Genomic DNA, 19797 nt, shown 5'->3' on the forward strand with positions numbered 1-19797 from the left:
ATCGATGAAATTGAAACGGCTCCGGCAGACTTGCCGCCAAACCTATGAGAGCGTATTCTTAAACAAGATAGAATAGAGAGCAGAATGATAATCCGGAAAGAGAGGCACGAGAATGATAAGAGCATCTGAAGATAACGAATATTATGAGCTGTCCAGTCCCACCATTCTCCCCAAGGCTTCGGGGTTCCTGTGGAATGAGCAGATGATGATTCATATGAACTGCCGGGGCTATGCGGTAGCCCAGTTCATGCAGCCCGAGCCTGCCAAGTACTCCTATGCGCCGAATCTGGAAGCCAAGACGTTCATGCAGCCGGAGCAGCCTTATTACGCCCACCACCCGGGACGCTTCGTCTATGTCAAAGATGAGGAGAACGGGGAGCTGTTCTCTGCCCCTTATGAGCCTGTCCGCACCCCTCCGGATCATTATACTTTTGCGGTAGGTAAGCATAATATTGTCTGGACCATTGAGAAGAACGGGATCGCCATTGAAATGACGCTAACCCTGCCTAAGGATGACCCTATGGAGCTGTGGCGGGTGAAGGTGACCAATCTGTCCGCCGCTCCCCGCAAGATCAGCATCTACCCCTACTTCACTATCGGCTACATGTCATGGATGAATCAGTCCGGCGAGTATAAGGAAGCCTTGCAGGCAATTGTGGCTACAGCGGTCACACCTTATCAGAAATATCAGGATTATGCCGCAATCAAGCATCTGAAGGACAAAACCTTCCTGCTGGCCGACCATGCCCCGGCCTCCTGGGAAGTGAATCAGGAAGCCTTCGAGGGCGAAGGCGGAATCGGCTCGCCGTCAGCGCTTAAGGGCCAGCGGCTGGCGCAAGGCGAAGCCCGTTATGAGACCCCGGTTGCCGCCTTGCAATACAGTCTGGACCTGGCTGCAGGGGAAGAGCGTGAATACCGCTTCATCTTCGGCCCGGCCCGGAGTGAGCAGGAGATTGTGGAGATCCGCCGGAAGCTGTTCCTGGATACTGATGCGGCAGGCGAGGACGGATTCGTGCGCGCCGAGCGGGAATATGCGCAGTACATTGCGGAAGGCAGAGGGGGCATTGAGATTTCCACGCCGGATGCGGATCTCGACAATCTGGTCAACCACTGGCTGCCCCGGCAGATGTACTATCACGGGCAGACCAACCGCCTGACCACCGACCCGCAGACCCGGAATTATCTGCAGGATAATATGGGGATGAGCTATCTTAAGCCGCAGACGGCAAGAGAGGCGTTCCTGACGGCCTTAAGCCAGCAGGAGGCCAGCGGAGCGATGCCGGACGGGATTATTTTGCATGAAGCGGCTGAACTGAAATATATCAATCAGGTTCCGCATACAGACCATTGTGTCTGGCTGCCGGTTTGCCTCAGTACCTATCTGGATGAGACCGATGATTACAGCATTCTGGATGAGGAAGTATCGTATGCGGGCGGCCTGGAGACAGGACCTGTGCATGAGCATATCGACCGGGCGGTGCAGTGGCTGCTCCATGAGCGGGATGAGCGCGGCCTGAATTATATCAATCAGGGTGACTGGTGTGACCCGATGAATATGGTAGGGTACCGGGGGCAAGGCGTGTCCGGCTGGCTGACCATCGCTACCGCGTATGCATGTGTGGTCTGGGCGGATATTTGTGAGCGGAGCGGCCGTACGGATGTCGCCAAGACCTTCCGCCTTGCAGCGGAGGAGATGAATGCGCTCGTCAATCAGTACTTCTGGGATGGCGAGTGGTATGCGCGGGGAATTACCGATGACAATGTGGTGTTCGGTATCAGCAGTGACAAGGAAGGCAGGATCTTCATTAATCCCCAGGGCTGGGCGCTGCTCAGCGGTGCGGCGGATGAGGAGAAGCGGGCGAAGCTGATGAAGTCGGTCCACGAACAGCTGGAGACCCCTTATGGAGTGGAAAAGCTGGCACCGTCCTATACCGCCATGCGCGAGGATGTCGGCCGGGTCACCCAGAAGCATCCGGGGACAGCCGAGAACGGCGCAGTCTATAACCATGCCGCAGCGTTCTATATCTATGGCTTGTATGCAGTAGGTGAGCAGGACCACGCGTACCGTCTGCTGCGCAAAATGCTCCCCGGGCCCGATATCGAGGATATCATCCGGCGGGGCCAACTGCCGGTGTTCATCCCTAACTATTACCGGGGGGCTTATAAGCAGTTCCCGCAGACTGCCGGACGCTCCAGCCATCTGTTCAACACCGGAACCGTTCCGTGGGTGTACCGCTGCCTGATTGATGGACTGTTCGGCCTGCAAGGCTGCCGGGAAGGACTGCAGGTGAAGCCGCAGCTTCCTTCCGGCTGGAAGGAAGCAACCGTGAAGCGCAGCTTCAGAGGCGCTGAGCTGCAGATTGAGATGAAGCGTGAGTCTGGCGTAGCGGCAATCGAAGTGTATCTGGACGGCAGCTTAGTGGAAGACGGTGTTCTGAAGGAACTGAAACAGGGTAAGCAGTATCAGGTGCTGGTTAAGATACCGGCTGGGGCTGCTACTATCTAAATACAGGAGGCTGAATGAACATGACGAATCATATTCCGGAAGTACTGCTGAACGATGGAATGAAGGTGCCTGCGATTGGCTACGGAACGGCCTGGATCAAAGGCACGAAGGGCGTGCAGAGTCTGAAGACTGCTCTGGATATGGGGTATCGTCTGATTGATTCCGCATTCAACTATGAGAATGAGGGTGTTGTCGGGGAGGCGGTGCGGCAGAGCGGCGTGGCCAGAGACCAGCTGTTCATTACCTCGAAGCTGCCTGGACGCCATCACAAGTATGATGAAGCGCTCGAGACTGTTGAGGAATCGCTGTACCGGGCAGGGCTGGATTATTATGACCTGTATCTGATCCACTGGCCGAATCCCAAGGTGAACCTGTATGTGGAAGCATGGCAAGCACTGATTGATGCAAGGGCAAAAGGGCTGATCCGTTCTATCGGAGTCAGCAACTTCCTGCCGGAGCATCTGGACCGTCTGATCAAGGAGACGGGAGTGGTACCGGCTATGAACCAGATCGAGCTGCATCCCTTCTATCAACAGGCAGAGCAGCGTGCGCATCATGAGAAGCACGGAATCATCACAGAATCCTGGAGTCCGCTGGGACGCGGCACGGAGCTGCTGAAGAATGAACAGCTAAGTGCGATCGCCGCAGTCCATGACAAATCGGTCTCACAGATCGTTCTGCGCTGGCATGTGCAGCTGGGAGCGGTTCCGATTCCAAGATCGCAGTCGGAGGAGCATCAGCGGGAGAATCTGGATATTTTTGGCTTCGAGCTGTCAGAGGCTGAGATGAAGGTGCTTTCTGAGCTCCCGTCCACCGGACCGCTGTGGGACCAGGACCCGGCCGTGTACGAGGAGTTCTGATCCATTGATGTTATACAGATATGGCCCCTTGCTTTTTGGCAGGGGGCTATTTTGTTACGGCGCTCATACATAATTCGTTTAGGAAAAAGGGAAGCTGGTTACATAGAAAGAGTCAGAAGCCTACACAATCAGAAGCGAACAGAGGAGGAATATTATCATGAGTAATCAATATAAGATTCAAGATCCTGTGCAGCAATATGAAAAGGCGACACCTGAATTCGAGCAGCAGCAGCCCAGTCCGGGCTTAGAAACGAAAATGCACCCGCGTCCCGATGACGGAGCGGGCACCTACAAAGGCAGCGGGAAGCTCACCGGACGGAAGGCTGTTATTACGGGAGCGGACAGTGGAATCGGGCGGGCGGTAGCGATTGCTTTTGCCCGTGAAGGCGCCGATGTGGTGCTGGCCTATCTGCCGGAGGAAGAAGCTGACGCGAAGGAAGTGGTTAAGCTCATCGAGGAAGCCGGACGCAAGGCGGTGGCCCTGCCGGGTGATCTGAAGGACGAGAAGTACTGTGAGCAGCTGATTGCCAAGGCCGTAGAGGAGCTGGGCGGAATTGATATCCTGGCTAATATCGCCGGTAAGCAGCAATTCGTGAAAGACATCGCCGATTTGACCACTGAACAGTTCGATGCTACCTTCAAAACGAATGTCTACTCGCTCTTCTGGCTCTGCAAGGCAGCAGTGAAGCACATGAAGCCCGGCAGTACGATTATTAACACTTCATCCATTCAGGCTTATGAGCCTTCAGAGATTCTGCTGGATTATGCGACTACCAAAAGCGCGATCAATACCTTCAGCAAAGCGTTCGCCCAGCAGGTGGCGCCTAAGGGAATCCGGGTGAACGTGGTTGCCCCCGGACCGGTGTGGACTCCGCTTCAGGTAAGCGGCGGACAGCCGGAGGAAGTCCTGAAGGACTTCGGAGCTAAGACCCCGCTGGGACGCCCCGGCCAACCTGCCGAGATGGCTCCGGCCTATGTGTTCCTGGCCAGCCAGGAATCAAGCTATGTCAGCGGTGAGACCCTGAATGCCAACGGCGGAATGCCGACCCCATAAATAAGAATGAGTAACAACACCCGTGAGCAGGAACCTCCGTCAGGAGGTTTTTTGCTGTGGGGGGAATACTCGCTGGCAGTCTGCGTCAATTGGATTCAGCGGAGGCGGGGCGGCCTCTCCCCACTTTTGCAATCATAGGGGGTTCATGTGCTACACTTGAGTCATTGAATCGTATCTGCCAGTTCTGGTGCATTAGCGGTTTGTGGAGAAGACAGGAGGAGACGGCATGGCATTCGTAACGGTGAAGGGCGAGTATAAGCGCTATAAGATGGGGGAGACCCTGATTGTCGCCAATGACGGCATTGAGTTCGAGATTGAAAAGGGTGAATTTGCTGTAATTGTAGGGCCCAGCGGGGCGGGGAAGTCAACGGTGCTTAACATACTGGGCGGGATGGATTCCGCCGACGAAGGCCAGGTCATTGTGGACGGTACTGACATCGCACGTTTCAGCGCCAAGGAATTGACCGGCTACCGCCGTAATGACGTGGGTTTCGTATTTCAGTTCTATAATCTGGTCCCTAATCTGACCACTCTGGAGAATGTCGAGCTGGCCTCGCAGATCTCGCCCCGGGCACTGGATGCCCGGAAGGTACTGGAGGATGTGGGCCTTGGCGCGCGGCTGAATAACTTCCCGGCCCAGCTCTCAGGCGGGGAACAGCAGCGCGTGGCTATCGCCAGAGCGCTGGCGAAGCAGCCGAAGCTGCTGCTCTGTGATGAGCCGACCGGTGCGCTCGATTACAATACCGGCAAGCAGGTGCTTAAGCTGCTGCAGGATACCTGCCGCGACACCGGCACAACGGTGATTGTGATCACGCATAACCTGGCGATTGCTCCGATGGCCGACCGGGTCATTGAGATCAACAACGCCAAGGTACGGAAAATGGTGAAGAACGAAGCACCGGTATCCGTGGAAGATATCGAATGGTAAGGAGCCGGGAATGATGAAGAAACGGGCATTATGGAAGGATGTTTTTCGGGAGATCCGCCGCACCAAGGCGAGGTTCCTCTCGATCTTTGCGATTATTATGCTGGGGGTCAGCTTCTTCTCCGGGATCAAGTCAGCCGGGCCGGATATGCTGGATACCGCCGCGACTTATTATAAGGATCTGCGGCTGATGGATCTGCGGGTCCAGTCCACTTACGGGCTGTCGGAGCAAGGGATTAAGCAGCTCCGGGGGATTCCCGGATTGCAGACGGTTCAGCCTGTATACAGCTCTGACGTATTTCTTGGCGACAGCGGGCTGATTGCCAAGGTCTATTCGTATGCGGACAATAATGAACTGAACGGCTACAAGCTTACCGCCGGGCATCTCCCGGCAGCCCCGGGAGAGATTGTGCTGGATGAACATCTGCGCGAACAGGAAAAATTCAAGCTCGGTGATTCCATTACCTTCGGCGGGGAGGCGGGGGAGAAGCCCGAACAGAGCTTCCGCACCAAGACCTATACCGTAGTAGGGTTCGCGCAGAGCCCGCAATATATTGAGACCGCGAACCGCGGAACCAGCCGGATCGGCAAAGGCACTGCCGATGCGTTCGCCGTCATCCCGGAAGGGGATTTCACACTTCCGGTGTATACGGAGGCCTATCTCAGCTTCAAGGATACGGCTGCGGAGACGGCCTATACTCCGGTCTACGATACGTTGGTTGAGCGCCACCTCACAGAGACAGAGGAAGCGCTGAAGGATTACCCGGCGCAGCGCCTGGAGGAGCTGAAGGCGGAGGCGGTAGCAGCGGCCAAGCAGGCGGCGGTTCAGCAGGGGGCGCAACAGCAGCCGCAACAACAACAGGCAGCATCCGCCGCACAGAGCCAGCCGGAGCTGCCCAAGGTATACGTGGCTGACCGCACGATTAACCCGGGATACGCCGAATACAAGGATAATGCGGACCGTCTGTCCGCGATTGCGTCGGCTTTTCCGGTATTCTTTTTCCTGATTGCCGCGCTTGTCAGCTTAACCACGATGACCCGCATGGTGGAGGAGCAGCGGCTCCAGATCGGGACGTTGAAGGCACTCGGATACGGCGCTATGGACATAATGACCAAGTTTCTGGTGTATGGAACACTGGCCAGCCTTACGGCATCCATTGCAGGCCTGGCAGTCGGCTTCACGTTCTTCCCGGATCTGATCTATAATGCCTATAGCTCGCTCTACAACCTGCCTGATGTGATCAAGAGCTTCTACCCTTCTTACGCCGTTATTTCCATAGTCGTGGCGCTGATCTGTACAACGATGACGGCGATGATCGCTTCACGGGTGGAGCTGCGGAGCAACGCGTCTGTGCTGATGCGGCCCAAGGCACCGAAGAGCGGGCAGCGGATTATGCTGGAGCGCTTCAAGTTCCTGTGGACCCGGCTCAGCTTCGTGCAAAAAGTGACAGCCCGCAACCTCTTCCGCTACAAGCAGCGGATGTTCATGACCGTTATCGGGGTGGCAGGCTGTACCGCGCTGATCCTCACCGGCTTTGGGCTGAAGGATTCCATCGGCAGCATCGCCGAGCGGCAGTTCGGCGGCATTATGAAATACAGCGCCCTGGTCGCCCTGCACGACAATGCAACGGCCGCAGATCAAGCTTCCTATAAGGAGCTGATTGAACAGGAGACTGCAGTTACAGGCACGCTGAATGTGCTGCAGGAGGCTACGACGGCCCGGGCCAAAGGCGTGAACGACCAGGAAGTGCGGATCTTTGTTCCCTCGGATACAGCTGAGCTGGCGTCTTTCGTTAATCTTAAGGACCGCAGCACCGGTAAGCCGCGTGTACTCAGTGACGAGGGCGCGGTCATTACAGAGAAGCTGGCCAAGCTGTATGATGTGGCACCCGGGGGGACGTTGACGCTTCTGGACAGCAACAATGAGCCATTCCAGATCAAGGTAGCGGCGGTCACCGAGAACTATGTGCTGCATTATGTGTACATGACTCCGGCTTACTACACAAAGGTGTTCGGCAAGGAGCCGGTCTATAATACTCAATTATTGAATTACAGCGGCAAGGATAAGGAGTGGGAGAGTGCCTTCGGGGAGAAGCTGACTGCGAATGGACAGGTGGCCTTGGTCAGCTTTTCCAGCGGAGTGGGAGAGGCTTTCGAGGGAACTATGGACAGTATGGATATCGTCATTGTGGTGCTGATTGTCTCTGCTGCCGCGCTGGCCTTCGTAGTTCTGTACAACCTGACCAATATTAACGTGTCCGAGCGGGTCCGCGAATTGTCTACGATTAAGGTGCTCGGCTTCTATGATAAGGAAGTCACTCTGTATATTTACCGGGAAAATATCCTGTTGACCCTGCTCGGCATCCTGTCCGGCAGTGCCCTGGGGGTGATCCTGCACCGGTTCGTCCTGTCAACTGCCGAGCTGGATGCCACCATGTTCGCTCCGCTCATCAAGTGGCAGAGCTACATCTATGCAGCCTTGCTGACCATACTATTCTCAGGCATCGTAATGGCATTCATGCACATCAAGCTCAAGCGGATTCATATGATTGAAGCGCTGAAGTCGGTAGAGTAGTTCAGTCACGATTTTGTCAAAAAAGATAAAAAAAGCATCAGCATATAAGGAAGGATAATGAGCCGGGGGCAGAGGGAGCCTGGAGCCGTTATCCTTCTTTTTTTGTGCCTGAAAAGCGGGCGATGACAAGGAAATAAGTGCTGAAACATGCGGAATTATAATGCACAATGTCGAAAAAAAGCGAAAATGATAGAAAAGTGTCATTAAAACTAACCTTATTAAACTCATTGTAATTATGAGAAAAAGAGTTTTTTACAGTTTTTCCAAGATACATTGGAAGTAAATGTTTCAAGAGCAAAAAAGTAAGATTTCGCAGCGATAAATAAATATATTGACGTAAGATATATTCACATGTAATATAAACCATAATTTATCAGGGAAGTTGTGAGGCTTCCCGCCGGGAATGTTGTCCCTGACCTTAATTGACCCTCGGTCTATTCATCGCATTTCTACAATATATATTAGGTGTGATGTTATATCACATATAATGCGAAGGCGGTCATTAGGGGCTAGGCGCATAACGATCCGGAGCATCCCAGTCTCCCGAGAAGCTTTGAAGAGCAGGTACAAGCACCTAACTAAGGAGGAGTAAAGGAATGGCGAAAAAGAGAAAATGGTGGTCAGGTTTACTAGTATTATCGTTGGTAGGGGTTCTATTTACAGGTTGCAGTACAAATAACACTGCGGGTTCTTCAACAAGTGCGCCTGCAGCCACTACAGCTCCGGCAGAGAGTACGGCGCCTGATGCTACGGAAGCACCTTCGGCTGACGTGCCTGTTGACGGCGGAACACTGGTTACAAGCTCATTCTCCGATATTGTTAATATTAATCCCCTCTTAGTTAATGACACCGCGTCTGGTGATGTGGCCCAGTTCGTCTTCGCCAAGCTGTACAATCTCGACCGTGAAGGCAATGTACAGGCAGAGGATTGGTCACTGGCTGCCGCACTGCCGGAGATTTCTGAAGATGGCTTGACCTATACTGTGAAGCTGAAGGATACCGCCAAATGGAGTGACGGCCAGCCCGTCGTCGCAGATGATGTAATCTACACCGTTGAAATGGCCAAGAATAAGGAGACAGGCTCTCCGCTGATCAGTGCCTTTGACAAGGTGAAGAGCGTTGAGAAGGTGGATGACCACACCGTCAAGATCACAATGTCCCAAGTCTATGCGCCGTTCCTGTATGCGCTGGTCCAGGAGATTGTTCCAGCCCATGTCCTGAAGGATGTGAAGCCGACCGAAATGCAGAAGAACCCCTATGGTACTGATCCGGCCAAGACCGTTACAAGCGGACCGTGGAAGTGGACAGCCTGGAAGCAAGGCGAGAGCCATACCCTGGATGCTGATCCGAACTACTGGGGAACCGTGAAGCCTCATATCGCTCAGGTGATCTACAAGATCTATGCTGACCAGAACACTGAGGTTCAGGCGATTATGAAGGGCGACACGGATCATATCAGCGCGATTCCGGTAACCCAGGTTGAAGCAGTTAAGGCTGACGGGAAAATCGATATCATCCAGAAGCCGGGCGCGCAGTACGAATATGTTAACTTCAACTTTGACGGCAAGAACTTCCCGGATGGCTACGGCCTGTTCCAGGGACAGAAGACCAGACAGGCGATTGCCCATGCCTTGAACCGACAAGGAATGGTGGATAATATCCTGAAGGGCGTAGGCGCGCTGATGAATGCGCCGTTCCTGCCGGATACCTGGGCTGACCCGGGTGATGCTGCTGTGAACTATGATTACAATGCCGAAACGGCCAAGAAGCTCCTGGCTGAAGACGGCTGGGTTGCGGATGCCAAGGACGGCATTCTGGTCAAAGACGGCCACCGCTTCTCCTTTGAGCTGCAGTATAATGCCGGCAACAGCCGCCGTGAACAGGTAGCCGCTGTTATCCAGCAGAACCTGAAGGATGTCGGCATTGAAGTGAAGCCTAAGGCGATCGACTTCGCTGCATGGATTGACCAGAACGTAACGCCGGGTAAATATCAGGCCCTGCTGCTGGCATGGTCCCTGAATACACCGGACCCGGATGCAGAGAGCATTTTCTCCTCCAAGTACTTCCCGCCTGCGGGACAGAACAGCGGCTGGTATAAGAACGAGAAGCTGGATAAGCTGTGGGTAGACGGATATTCCACGGTAGATCAGGCTAAGCGCAAAGAAATCTACAAAGAAGTAGGTAAGGAAATCTCAACCGACCTTCCTTATGTCTTCCTGTATCAGTATGGTCAGGCGATCGGAACAGGGCCTAGAGTGCACTGGGCAGAGGAGGACGCTCCAGAGCCGTCACTGGGCTACGGACAGTTCTTCCACGCTATCAAATGGTGGGTAACCGAGTAACGTACCGACTAACTGAATAGACTTGCGGGAGGTGAAAGAGAATTCTCTTTCACCTCCCCCTTTTGTATAAATAGGGGGCCTTCCGTAATCTATCGCCTTACCATCTCTAGGAGGCTAGCCAATGACAGAATATCTGATACGTCGAGTGCTTCAATCGGTACTGGTCATCTTTCTGATTACCATACTGACCTTTCTTCTCATCCATGCAGCTCCGGGCGGCCCTACGCAAGTGATGCTCGCGCCGGGCCTGACACCGGAAATCTTCGAGCAGCAGGCCAAGAACCTGGGTCTGGATCAGCCGATTCATATCCAGTATTTCCACTGGATCGGCGACCTGCTGCAAGGAGATCTGGGGTATACCTTCAAGAACCATATTGCCATCTCGGACCTGCTGTGGCCGCGTATCGGCAATACCGTAATCCTGATGGGCGCGGCTTGGCTGGTATCCCTGCTGATCGCTATCCCCTGGGGAATCTATAATAGTACCAAAGTCTATGGTTTATCGGATCAGACGGCTTCCTTCATTTCCTATCTGGGCTTCGCCATGCCGACCTTCTGGTTCGGGATTCTGCTGCAGCAGTGGCTGTCGCTCAAGCTGGACTGGTTCCCATTGTCGGATATGCATACAAGAGGCAAGGAAGGCAGTATAGCTGATTTATTCATGCATCTGGTGCTGCCGGTAACGGTGCTGGCGCTTGGGTTCCTGGCCTCTTATATGAAGTATGCGCGGGCCAGTATGCTGGAGGTGCTGGATCAGGATTATATCCGTACAGCACGGGCCAAAGGCGTCAAGGAACGGAAGGTCGTCTTCCGCCATGCCCTGCGCAATGCGCTTATTCCAATTATTACGATACTCGGCCTTGATCTTCCGATCCTGGTAGGCGGGGCTGCACTAACAGAGAATGTATTCAACTGGCCGGGAATGGGCCGTTGGTTCGTAGAGATGGCCACTGCACGCGAATATTCGGCACTGATGGCTGTGACTATCGTAACGGCTGTGATGGTCGTCATTGGCAATCTGCTGGCAGATATACTGTATGTCGTAGTTGATCCCCGGGTGAAGCTCGGCAAGCAAGGGGGGAAGGCAGCATGAGTACAGACAATACAGAGCTTAGCAAAGGGAAGGTATCCAAGCCGCTGGGAACGCCGGATATGAGTCCTATGCCGGGCGGAACTGACCCCGAAATTCCGGTGGTGGATTTGGACAGACCTCCCGGCCCGTGGAGAGTGCTGTGGAAGAAGTTTTCGCGCAATCCTTTTGCTATGGGCGGGTTGATCGTCCTGCTTATCTTTGTGCTGCTGGCGATCTGCGCACCGTTCCTGACCTCCTATGGGCCGGAGAAGATTGATCTGATGTTCGCCAACCTGAAGCCTGGAGCGGAGGGGCATCCCCTTGGCACTGACGAGCTGGGCCGCGATATTCTCAGCAGACTGCTGTACAGCGCACGGATCTCGCTGCTTATCGGTTTCTCGGTTGCTTTTGTATCCGTGCTGGTCGGATCGGTGGTCGGAGCCATTTCGGGTTACTTCGGGGGATTCGTGGATACGGTATTCATGCGGATTGTTGACGTCATGAACTCCGTCCCATCCCTGTTCCTGAATATCCTGGTGATGGCGCTGTTCGGAACACAGATTAAATTCATGATCCTGATTCTGGCGTTCACGAGCTGGATGAGTATTGCCCGGCTGGTCCGGGGAACCTTCCTGCAGCTGCGGGAGATGCAGTATGTGGAGGCGGCCAGAGCAATCGGCGTATCCAGCTGGGGGATCATCTTCCGGCATCTGCTCCGCAATGCGAGCTTCCCGATCATTGTCAATGCGACCTTAATGGTCGGCGGCGCGATTCTCAGTGAATCCGCGTTGTCCTATCTGGGTCTTGGTATTCAGGCTCCGGCTACGAGCTGGGGGCTGATGCTCAGCAACGCGCAGGAGTTCATGCTGATTGATCCGATGCAGGCGGTGTATCCGGGCTTTTGCATCCTGATGGTGGTGCTGGCGGTTAACTTTATCGGCGACGGCATCCGGGATGCCCTTGATCCCAGACAGCAAGTGACCAAATCCCGGAGGAGGCTGGAACAATGGCGCAAAAACTACTCGAAATCCGGAAATTGACCGCCGGCTTTGCAACAGAGAAGGGATTGCTCAAAGCAACCGACGGCATCTCTCTTACTGTGGACAAAGGCCAGACGGTCTGTATTGTAGGCGAATCGGGCAGCGGCAAAAGTGTCACCTCGCTGGCGATTATGCGCCTGATTGATTATGCGGGCGGTATGATCCTGGATGGAACCATTGACTTCCATGGACAGGATCTGGGGGCGAAGAGCCAGGAGGAGATGCGGGAAATCCGCGGTAACCGGATTGCGATGATCTTCCAGGACCCGATGTCTTCGCTGAATCCGGTCTTTACCATAGGGGAGCAGATTGCGGAGAGTCTGCGGCTCCATCAGAACAAGAGTGACTCGGAAGCGTTGAGGCTGGCGGTTGATCTGATCCGGCTGGTCGGCATACCGGCCCCGGAGATCCGTGCGAAGCAGTACCCGCATGAGCTGTCCGGCGGGATGTGCCAGCGCGTAGTCATTGCGATTGCGCTGGCCTGTAACCCCGAGCTGCTGATTGCCGATGAGCCGACCACCGCACTTGATGTTACGGTCCAAGCGCAGATTCTGGATCTGCTGCGCAAGCTTCAGTCGGAGCTTGGCATGTCCATCCTGCTGATCACCCACGACATGGGGGTTGCCGCCGAGATGGCTGACCGTATTGCTGTGATGTATGCGGGAGCTATAGTGGAAGAGGGGGGTGTGGAAGAGATTTTCGACCATCCCAGCCATCCGTATACGGTAGGTCTGCTCCAGTCGATTCCGGGGTTTGAAGGCGGACGCGGAGGCGAGCTCTATACGATCAGCGGAACGATTCCGCCGATAGGGCAGCTGCCAGCGGGCTGCCGCTTCCACCCGCGCTGTCCGCATGCTATGGATATCTGCAGAAGCGAGGAGCCGCCGGATTTCATGATTACAGGCGATCACCGGACCGCCTGCTGGCTGTTCAAGGATAAGCCGGTGTCAGCGGATACCAGCAGGGAGGCGAAGCGCGCATGATGAACAAGACAGCAACTATACCGGACCGTAAGCTATCGTCCTCCTCAGAAGTGCTGGTGGAGGTTAAGGATATTAAGAAGTATTTTCCGATCACCAAGGGCCTGCTTAACCGGACCGTCGGGCAGGTGAAGGCGGTAGATGGAGTCAATCTGGCGATCCGCCAAGGTGAGACGTTCGGGCTGGTCGGGGAATCCGGCTGCGGCAAATCCACCTTCGGACGGGTACTTCTCCGGCTGCAAAGTGCGACCGGGGGGCAGGTGTTATTCAAGGGCCAGGATATCCATTCGCTGGGTTCGCGTGACATGCGGAAGCTGCGGGAAGAGATGCAGATTATTTTCCAGGACCCGTTCGGGTCGCTGAATCCGCGCTTCCTCGTCAAGGATATTATCGGCGAGCCGCTGCGTATTCACTGGAACATGTCCGGCAAGGAGATCGATGCCCGGGTGGTTGAACTGATGGAACTGGTGGGTCTGGATGCCAGCCGCCGGAACCGCTATCCGCATGAATTCTCCGGCGGACAACGCCAGCGCATTGGCATCGCCCGGGCGATTGCGCTGAATCCGCAGTTTATTGTGGCCGATGAGGCCGTGTCCGCGCTTGACGTATCCGTGCAATCCCAGGTCATTAACCTGCTGATGAAGCTGCAGAAGGAGCTGGGCTTAACCTTCCTGTTCATCGCGCATGGTCTTAACGTTGTCCGGCATATCTCTGACCGTGTGGGGGTCATGTACCTGGGCAAGCTGGTGGAGGTGGGGGAGACGGAGGCGCTGTTCGCGGCCCCGCTGCATCCGTATACTGCCGCCCTGCTATCGGCCATTCCGAAGCCGACGCCAAGGCGCAAGCAGGAGCGTATTATGCTGGAGGGAGATGTGCCCTCCCCGGCCAATCCGCCCTCGGGCTGCAGGTTCCATACCCGCTGCCCGTTCGTCCAGGACAAATGCCGTTCGGTGGAGCCGCTGCTGGAAGAGGTCCTGCCGGGCCGTCCGGTAGCCTGTCATTTCCCGTTGCTTCCGAAATCCTGATCAAGGATTACCCTGTGCTGTACCGAAGAGGGACACTGCTGAATCTTACGCGGTGTTCCTTTTTTTGATTTTGGGGCGCCCCGCAAAGTACCTGAGTCATCAACTACGCTAAAGCTCCACTTTGTGGGGTTATTTTGTATGGTCGCCTCAAACTAATCATTGTGCTACAGGCATTTCTATAAGAAAATGAGGAAAAGACAACGCAAACGTTGCGGAACCGGAGGCTATGGTGAAAAAGGTCAATACAGCAATTTCAGCACTCTTTATCCTTGTTATGATAATAGCTGGCTGGGTATGGGCAGTGTCAGTACATACCTGGACCCTGGCGGGGACCATGGCTTCCCTGCTCTGTCTGGCCCTGTTTATCTGGACGGGCCTGCGGGCCATCCCTGCTATAACCGGGTACATCCTGAGCCCCGGCGCACTGCGGACGGTGAATACGGACGACTCGCCGGAGGAACGGCAGCGGATCTGGTGGAAGATTGTGCTGTGGGTGATATTCAGCCGGGTGCTGCTAATCCTTGCGGCTTATGTATTCTGGGTGCTTCGGGAGGGAGGCTCCGGCAGCCTGTTCTCCCACTTCATTGAGATGTGGCATATCCGCGGAATTGATGCCATGTCTTATCTGGGCATTGCCGAGCGGTGGTATGTGACGGAGGGAGATCCAAGATTTCATATTGTGTTTCTGCCGTTCTTCCCCGTGATGATCAAGCTGGCGCAGTTCTTCACAGGCAATTATATGGCTGCCGGATTTGCCGTCGCCAATCTCTGCACGCTTGCGGCGGCGTTGTTCGCTTATGAGCTGGCTCGGCTGGATATGGGACGCAGGAATGCCCTGCGGGTGGTGAAGTACGTCTTCATCTTTCCGTCAGCCTTCTTTTTCTTCCTTCCCATGACAGAGGCGCTGTTCCTGCTGCTCTCCCTGATGGCGCTCTTGTTTGTCCGCAAAAAGCGCTGGCTGCTGGGCTGCCTCTGTGCGGCGCTGGCCGGATTCACCCGTTCCCCGGGGATTCTGCTGGCCGTGCCGATTGCCGTGGAATTTGCCCGGGAGCTGGCTGCTGGTTACAGGTCAATGGACCGGAGGGCTTTTACGAATAAGCTGATCTTGGCCGTTGTCTCCCTGGTGAGCGTCTCCTTCGGTCTGCTGGCTTATCTCTACATCAATTACAATGTGACGGGCAACGCGTTCCAGTTCAGTATTTATCAGCGGGAGCACTGGTCGCAGCGGTTCTACTTCTTTTTCGATACCGTGAGATATCAGATGGAATATGCGGTCAATACCTTCAAGGATGCCGATTACCGGTCGTTCCTGGGACTATGGCTGCCGAATTTGTGCGCAATCTTCCTGGTGCTGTTCATAATGCTCCGCAGTACGAAGAAGCTTAATCCCGCCTACATGGCGTACCTGATCGCCTATTTCGTCTATGTGGTGGCCCCGACTTGGCTGCTGTCCGCTCCGCGTTATTTCGCTGTTGCTTTTCCGCTGGCGTTCGCGGCTGTGCTGTTGACGGAGGATAAGAAGTGGAAGGATATCCTGCTCACTACGCTATTTATTGCGGGGGGTCTCCTGTATCTGGCGGTGTTTGTATCCGGTTATCCGGTGTATTAGTGTGTATTAGAAATTACAGAAACGATGGTGGCTATGCAGATTCAACTAGAAGATCAGATGGTTACGTTACATGTCCAGTATGCCAAGCGCAAGAAGCTTTCCGTAACGGTGGACGGCTCGGACCTCATTACCGTTAAGGCGCCCAAGGGAACGAGTGAAGAGACGATCCTCGGTGCGGTAGCAAGTCTAGGCCCGAAGATTCTGGAGAAGCTGCGCAGCAATGCGGCGGCACGGCAGGTGCCGAGGGTTAAGGCTTATGAGGGCGACGAAGAAGCCTTCTTGTACTTGGGGAAGGAGTATGCGCTGCATGAGCTGATTGGGGACCGGCAGGCGGATGCAGAGGAGCTGAAGCTTGCGCTGAAGAAGTTCTATACGGCCAGTCTGAAAAAAATCATCGCAGAGCGCATCAAGCCCTACCAGACGCAGCTCAGAGTGAAGCCGAAGAGTATGGAGATTGTGGAGTCGCGGACCAAGTGGGGGAGCTGCAGCTTTGACGGCAAGCTGACGTTCAACTACCGCCTGGCCATGGCGCCGCCCGAAGTGATCGACTATGTCATCATTCATGAGCTGTGTCATCTGCTGCATATGAATCATGACCGTTCCTTCTGGCGGCGCTTGGGCAGTATTATGCCGGACTATAAGGAGAAGGAGGCCTACCTGGCCCGGCAGGGGCAGTTCATGACGCTATGAACATTTTACAAGGGTAAAAGTGTTGCGTACGCCTAGGCGATGGAAGTAGCCGGATGCTTAACGTTCGCAGGATATTGCTGCCCGCCCTGAGTGCGGACGAATAGGCCCTCTGAATGGCTGCTGCCTGACAGCTCCAGGCCATCATCATCAGGAGTGAAGTGAAAGACAATCGTCTCCGTGTCGCTGTCTGCAAGCTTCAGGGCAATTTCGCGGCAGGAGACGGGCTGTGCGCTGATTAGATCGAAGAGCTCAAGCTGCCCATTCTCCTGCTGGCAGATGGCAATGAGATTCTCGTCCTCCAGGTAATAGAGCTGGTCGCTGAATACGTTCAGGCAGTAGAACATCAATAGTCCATGGGCGCCGGCGATGCCAAAACGCTCAGATACCGGTACCCGCTGCGCTCCAAGGGTAGAGACCAGACTCAGATCACGCGGGTCGGCAAGATCCAGCTTGCGGATTGCCGCAGATCCGGCAGTGCCCCCGGGGCAGGCCATGGAGAAGATCTGTTCTTCCACCGGGTGGAAGCCGAATTTAGGATAGAACTCCAAGACTGACTCATTGGCAAAAAGATACATGAATTCACACGCTTGTCCATACTCCTCCAGCACCTTGTCCATCAACCGGGCAGACAGGCCGCGTCCTCTATAGTCAGGATGAGTCATCACCGTTCCGATCTGCACAGCAGGGGACTTCACTCCATTAATGGTTAGCTCCAGCAGATTTACCGAGACATTCGCCACGATCCGGTTTCCCTCCGCGTAAGAATATGGAACATACTTATCCGTCCAGAAGCCCTCCTCATACCAGCGCTCCAGCTCCAGCTCGAACGTGTCTTTTGCCAGCCCCAAAAAGCTATTCCGCAGCGGCTCTATATCTTTGTAATCCCTAACAAACTTCAATTCTTGCATGGTCTATCACTCCATATAGTATATTTGTTACCCCTACAGTATAAGCCATTATATACCATAGGTCATATTTCAGGGTTCCAATACCACAGATTTTAACTATAGTCAATACGCTAAAGGATACCTTAAAGTACTCTCTGGTACTATTCACATTTAATGGCAAGAACGTTATCTTAGGTAATAAGAAGTGTTCACTATTAAGAACCTGTTGTAATGAACCTATTACTGAAACGGTAGCGAAATTATAGACAGCTGGAGGTAACCCATGAGTGCAATCGCCGGGATCTATTCTATGCAGCATGGGCCGCTGGACCCGGAGCTTGGCCCGCGCCTGATGCAGGAGCTGCAGCGTTATCCGGCGGATGATGCCCGGGGCTGGAGTGCGGATGGGCTGTTTCTCGGGTGCCACGCACAGTGGATTACCCCGCAGTCCCGGGGCGAGGTGCTTCCTTATTATGATCCGCAGCGGAAGCTGGCGATCGTAGCTGATGCCATTATTGATAACCGCAGCGAGCTCTTCGGACAACTTCAGGTTGTCCGGGAGGATCGGGAGTCGATGCCGGACAGCCTGCTGATTCTTCTGGCCTATGAGAAATGGGGAGATCAGGCTCCGGTGCATCTGGTCGGAGATTTTGCCTTCATGATCTGGGATGCCGGCAGGCAGACGCTGTTTGGAGCGAGGGATTTCTCGGGGAGCCGGACGCTGTACTTCCACCGCTCAGGCAGACAGTTCTCCTTCTGTACCGTGATTCATCCGCTATTCACGCTAATGGATGGAGGGCACGAGCTGCATGAAGGCTGGATCTCGGAATATCTGGCGGGCCAGGGCCGGATGGATGTCGCGGATATGTTCTCCACGGTCTATCAGGGTGTGGAGCAGCTGCCCCCGGCGCATTCGATGACGGTCAGTCCGCAGGGGATTACCTTCTCCAGGTATTACACCTTCCAGACTCCGCCGCCACTCCGGCTGCGCAGCAATGGGGAGTATGAGGAAGCGTTCCGTGAGGTGTTCGGACGGGCTGTCCGGGACCGGCTGCGTACCCACCTTGAAGCTGGTGCGAACTTAAGCGGCGGGCTGGATTCAGGGGCGGTGGTGAGCTTTGCGGCGGAGGAGCTTCGCCGTACCGGCAAGCTGCTCCACACGTTCAGCTCGTATCCTCTGGATCACTTTACAGGGTTCAAGCTGGGCCAGCGGGTGACTGATGAGCGTCCATATATTCAGGAGACCATCGACTATGTCGGGAACATTGAGCCTAGCTTCTGCAATTTTCCTGACCGCAGCTCATATGGTGAAATCGACGAATGGCTCGATATTATGGAGATGCCCTACAAATTCATAGAGAATTCCTATTGGCTCAAAGGCATATATGAACAAGCCGGACTGAAGAATGCCGGTGTACTGCTCAGCGGACAGCGGGGCAACTGGAGTATCTCCTGGGGACCGGCGCTGGATTATCAGGCGAAGCTGCTGCGTGAATTCCGCTGGTTCAGCTTTTACCGGGAGAACAAACTGTACAGCCATTCGATGGGAGTAAGCCGCAAAAGAATGCTGAAAATAGCCGGGCGCAAGGTATTCCCCGCCTTGGGCCAGCTGATGGCCGGGAAGCAGGAGGCTGCGCCGGAGCTGATCCATCCTGAATTTGCCCGGCGGACAGGGGTGCAGGAGCGGCTGAAGGAGCTGGACCAGTCGCCTGCCTCCCAGACTGTGTACGATATCCGCAGAGAGCATTTCCGCCAGCCGCATGTCTGGAATGTGAATGGAACGGCGGCTACCAAGCTGTCGCTGAAGTACAGGGTATGGGACCGGGATGCGACGAATGACCTGCGTGTCATCAACTTCTGTATGTCGGTGCCTGAGGAGCAATACGTCCAGAACGGAATGGACCGCTCGCTCATCCGCCGGGCGATGGAAGGGCGGCTGCCGGATAAGGTCAGGCTTAACCAGACCCGGCGCGGCATCCAGGGGGCGGACGGCATTACGCGTATGCTGCCCGAGTGGCAGCGGTTTCAGCAGGAGCTGAGGGAGATGCTGCAAGACCCCCGTACTTCGTCTTATCTGAATCGTCCCGGGCTCGCCGGATGCTTGGACCGGCTGGGTAGTGAGCCCGAACCATTATTAATCTTTAACACGGATTTCCGCCTTCTTACACGAGGACTGGTGTTTTACCGCTTTTTGAAGCGGCTCTCCTGAAGGACGTTTCTTGAAAGGGGGTG

14 protein-coding genes are annotated in these 19797 nt (G+C 54.9%); 13 read left to right on the top strand and 1 reads right to left on the bottom strand.

Annotated features, from left to right (window positions below; translation table 11 throughout):
- Positions 1–112 precede the first annotated feature (112 nt).
- The 12 genes from MKX51_RS02595 to MKX51_RS02650 all read left to right on the top strand — a co-directional run bounded on the left by MKX51_RS02595 (position 113) and on the right by MKX51_RS02650 (position 16678).
- Positions 113–2506: a GH36-type glycosyl hydrolase domain-containing protein gene (locus MKX51_RS02595; RefSeq protein WP_340991103.1), complete on the top strand. Its 2394-nt coding sequence runs from the start codon at positions 113–115 to the stop codon at positions 2504–2506.
- Between the two features lie 20 nt (positions 2507–2526).
- A complete protein-coding gene (locus MKX51_RS02600; protein WP_340991104.1) occupies positions 2527–3366 on the top strand; it encodes an aldo/keto reductase in 840 nt (279 codons plus the stop codon).
- A 157-nt stretch (positions 3367–3523) separates the two neighbouring features.
- On the top strand, positions 3524–4420 hold the full coding sequence (locus MKX51_RS02605; protein WP_340991105.1) for an SDR family oxidoreductase: 897 nt from the start codon (positions 3524–3526) through the stop codon (positions 4418–4420).
- Between the two features lie 226 nt (positions 4421–4646).
- Positions 4647–5348, top strand: coding sequence for an ABC transporter ATP-binding protein (locus MKX51_RS02610; RefSeq protein WP_340944116.1), 702 nt, complete (start codon positions 4647–4649; stop codon positions 5346–5348).
- 10 nt (positions 5349–5358) lie between these two features.
- Positions 5359–7920, top strand: coding sequence for an FtsX-like permease family protein (locus MKX51_RS02615; RefSeq protein ID WP_445321978.1), 2562 nt, complete (start codon positions 5359–5361; stop codon positions 7918–7920).
- A 596-nt stretch (positions 7921–8516) separates the two neighbouring features.
- On the top strand, positions 8517–10262 hold the full coding sequence (locus MKX51_RS02620; RefSeq protein WP_340991106.1) for a peptide-binding protein: 1746 nt from the start codon (positions 8517–8519) through the stop codon (positions 10260–10262).
- A 121-nt stretch (positions 10263–10383) separates the two neighbouring features.
- Entirely contained in the window at positions 10384–11355 is a 972-nt protein-coding gene (locus MKX51_RS02625; protein WP_340944113.1) for an ABC transporter permease, read from the top strand.
- 59 nt (positions 11356–11414) lie between these two features.
- A complete protein-coding gene (locus tag MKX51_RS02630; RefSeq protein ID WP_340944767.1) occupies positions 11415–12374 on the top strand; it encodes an ABC transporter permease in 960 nt (319 codons plus the stop codon).
- Complete coding sequence (locus tag MKX51_RS02635; protein ID WP_340991107.1) at positions 12341–13357, top strand: ABC transporter ATP-binding protein; 1017 nt, start codon at positions 12341–12343, stop codon at positions 13355–13357. Before MKX51_RS02630 ends, MKX51_RS02635 begins: the two co-directional genes overlap by 34 nt.
- A complete protein-coding gene (locus MKX51_RS02640; protein WP_340991108.1) occupies positions 13354–14379 on the top strand; it encodes an ABC transporter ATP-binding protein in 1026 nt (341 codons plus the stop codon). Before MKX51_RS02635 ends, MKX51_RS02640 begins: the two co-directional genes overlap by 4 nt.
- A 301-nt stretch (positions 14380–14680) precedes the next feature.
- Positions 14681–15988 (top strand): hypothetical protein, encoded by a 1308-nt coding sequence (locus MKX51_RS02645; protein WP_340991109.1) that lies wholly within the window; start codon positions 14681–14683, stop codon positions 15986–15988.
- 33 nt (positions 15989–16021) lie between these two features.
- Positions 16022–16678: a M48 family metallopeptidase gene (locus tag MKX51_RS02650; protein ID WP_340944107.1), complete on the top strand. Its 657-nt coding sequence runs from the start codon at positions 16022–16024 to the stop codon at positions 16676–16678.
- 32 nt (positions 16679–16710) lie between these two features.
- Here the strand turns inward: MKX51_RS02650 and MKX51_RS02655 are convergent, their stop codons facing one another.
- Positions 16711–17586 (bottom strand): GNAT family N-acetyltransferase, encoded by an 876-nt coding sequence (locus MKX51_RS02655; RefSeq protein WP_340944106.1) that lies wholly within the window; start codon positions 17584–17586, stop codon positions 16711–16713.
- A 262-nt stretch (positions 17587–17848) separates the two neighbouring features.
- On the opposite strand from MKX51_RS02655, the gene MKX51_RS02660 reads away from it, so the two are divergent.
- A complete protein-coding gene (locus MKX51_RS02660; RefSeq protein WP_340991110.1) occupies positions 17849–19774 on the top strand; it encodes an asparagine synthase-related protein in 1926 nt (641 codons plus the stop codon).
- The last annotated feature ends 23 nt before the right edge of the window (positions 19775–19797 follow it).

The sequence above is a fragment of the Paenibacillus sp. FSL M7-0420 genome (assembly GCF_038002345.1).
In the GTDB taxonomy this organism is placed as follows: Bacteria; Bacillota; Bacilli; order Paenibacillales; family Paenibacillaceae; genus Paenibacillus_AQ.

Bases quoted from the DNA above. Each gene is read 5' to 3' on its own strand.
- MKX51_RS02595 (WP_340991103.1), top strand. From the start codon at position 113: ATGATAAGAGCATCTGAAGATAACGAATATTATGAGCTGTCCAGTCCC.
- MKX51_RS02600 (WP_340991104.1), top strand. From the start codon at position 2,527: ATGACGAATCATATTCCGGAAGTACTGCTGAACGATGGAATGAAGGTG.
- MKX51_RS02605 (WP_340991105.1), top strand. From the start codon at position 3,524: ATGAGTAATCAATATAAGATTCAAGATCCTGTGCAGCAATATGAAAAG.
- MKX51_RS02610 (WP_340944116.1), top strand. From the start codon at position 4,647: ATGGCATTCGTAACGGTGAAGGGCGAGTATAAGCGCTATAAGATGGGG.
- MKX51_RS02615 (WP_445321978.1), top strand. From the start codon at position 5,359: ATGATGAAGAAACGGGCATTATGGAAGGATGTTTTTCGGGAGATCCGC.
- MKX51_RS02620 (WP_340991106.1), top strand. From the start codon at position 8,517: ATGGCGAAAAAGAGAAAATGGTGGTCAGGTTTACTAGTATTATCGTTG.
- MKX51_RS02625 (WP_340944113.1), top strand. From the start codon at position 10,384: ATGACAGAATATCTGATACGTCGAGTGCTTCAATCGGTACTGGTCATC.
- MKX51_RS02630 (WP_340944767.1), top strand. From the start codon at position 11,415: ATGAGTCCTATGCCGGGCGGAACTGACCCCGAAATTCCGGTGGTGGAT.
- MKX51_RS02635 (WP_340991107.1), top strand. From the start codon at position 12,341: ATGGCGCAAAAACTACTCGAAATCCGGAAATTGACCGCCGGCTTTGCA.
- MKX51_RS02640 (WP_340991108.1), top strand. From the start codon at position 13,354: ATGATGAACAAGACAGCAACTATACCGGACCGTAAGCTATCGTCCTCC.
- MKX51_RS02650 (WP_340944107.1), top strand. From the start codon at position 16,022: ATGCAGATTCAACTAGAAGATCAGATGGTTACGTTACATGTCCAGTAT.
- MKX51_RS02655 (WP_340944106.1), bottom strand. From the start codon at position 17,586: ATGCAAGAATTGAAGTTTGTTAGGGATTACAAAGATATAGAGCCGCTG.
- MKX51_RS02660 (WP_340991110.1), top strand. From the start codon at position 17,849: ATGAGTGCAATCGCCGGGATCTATTCTATGCAGCATGGGCCGCTGGAC.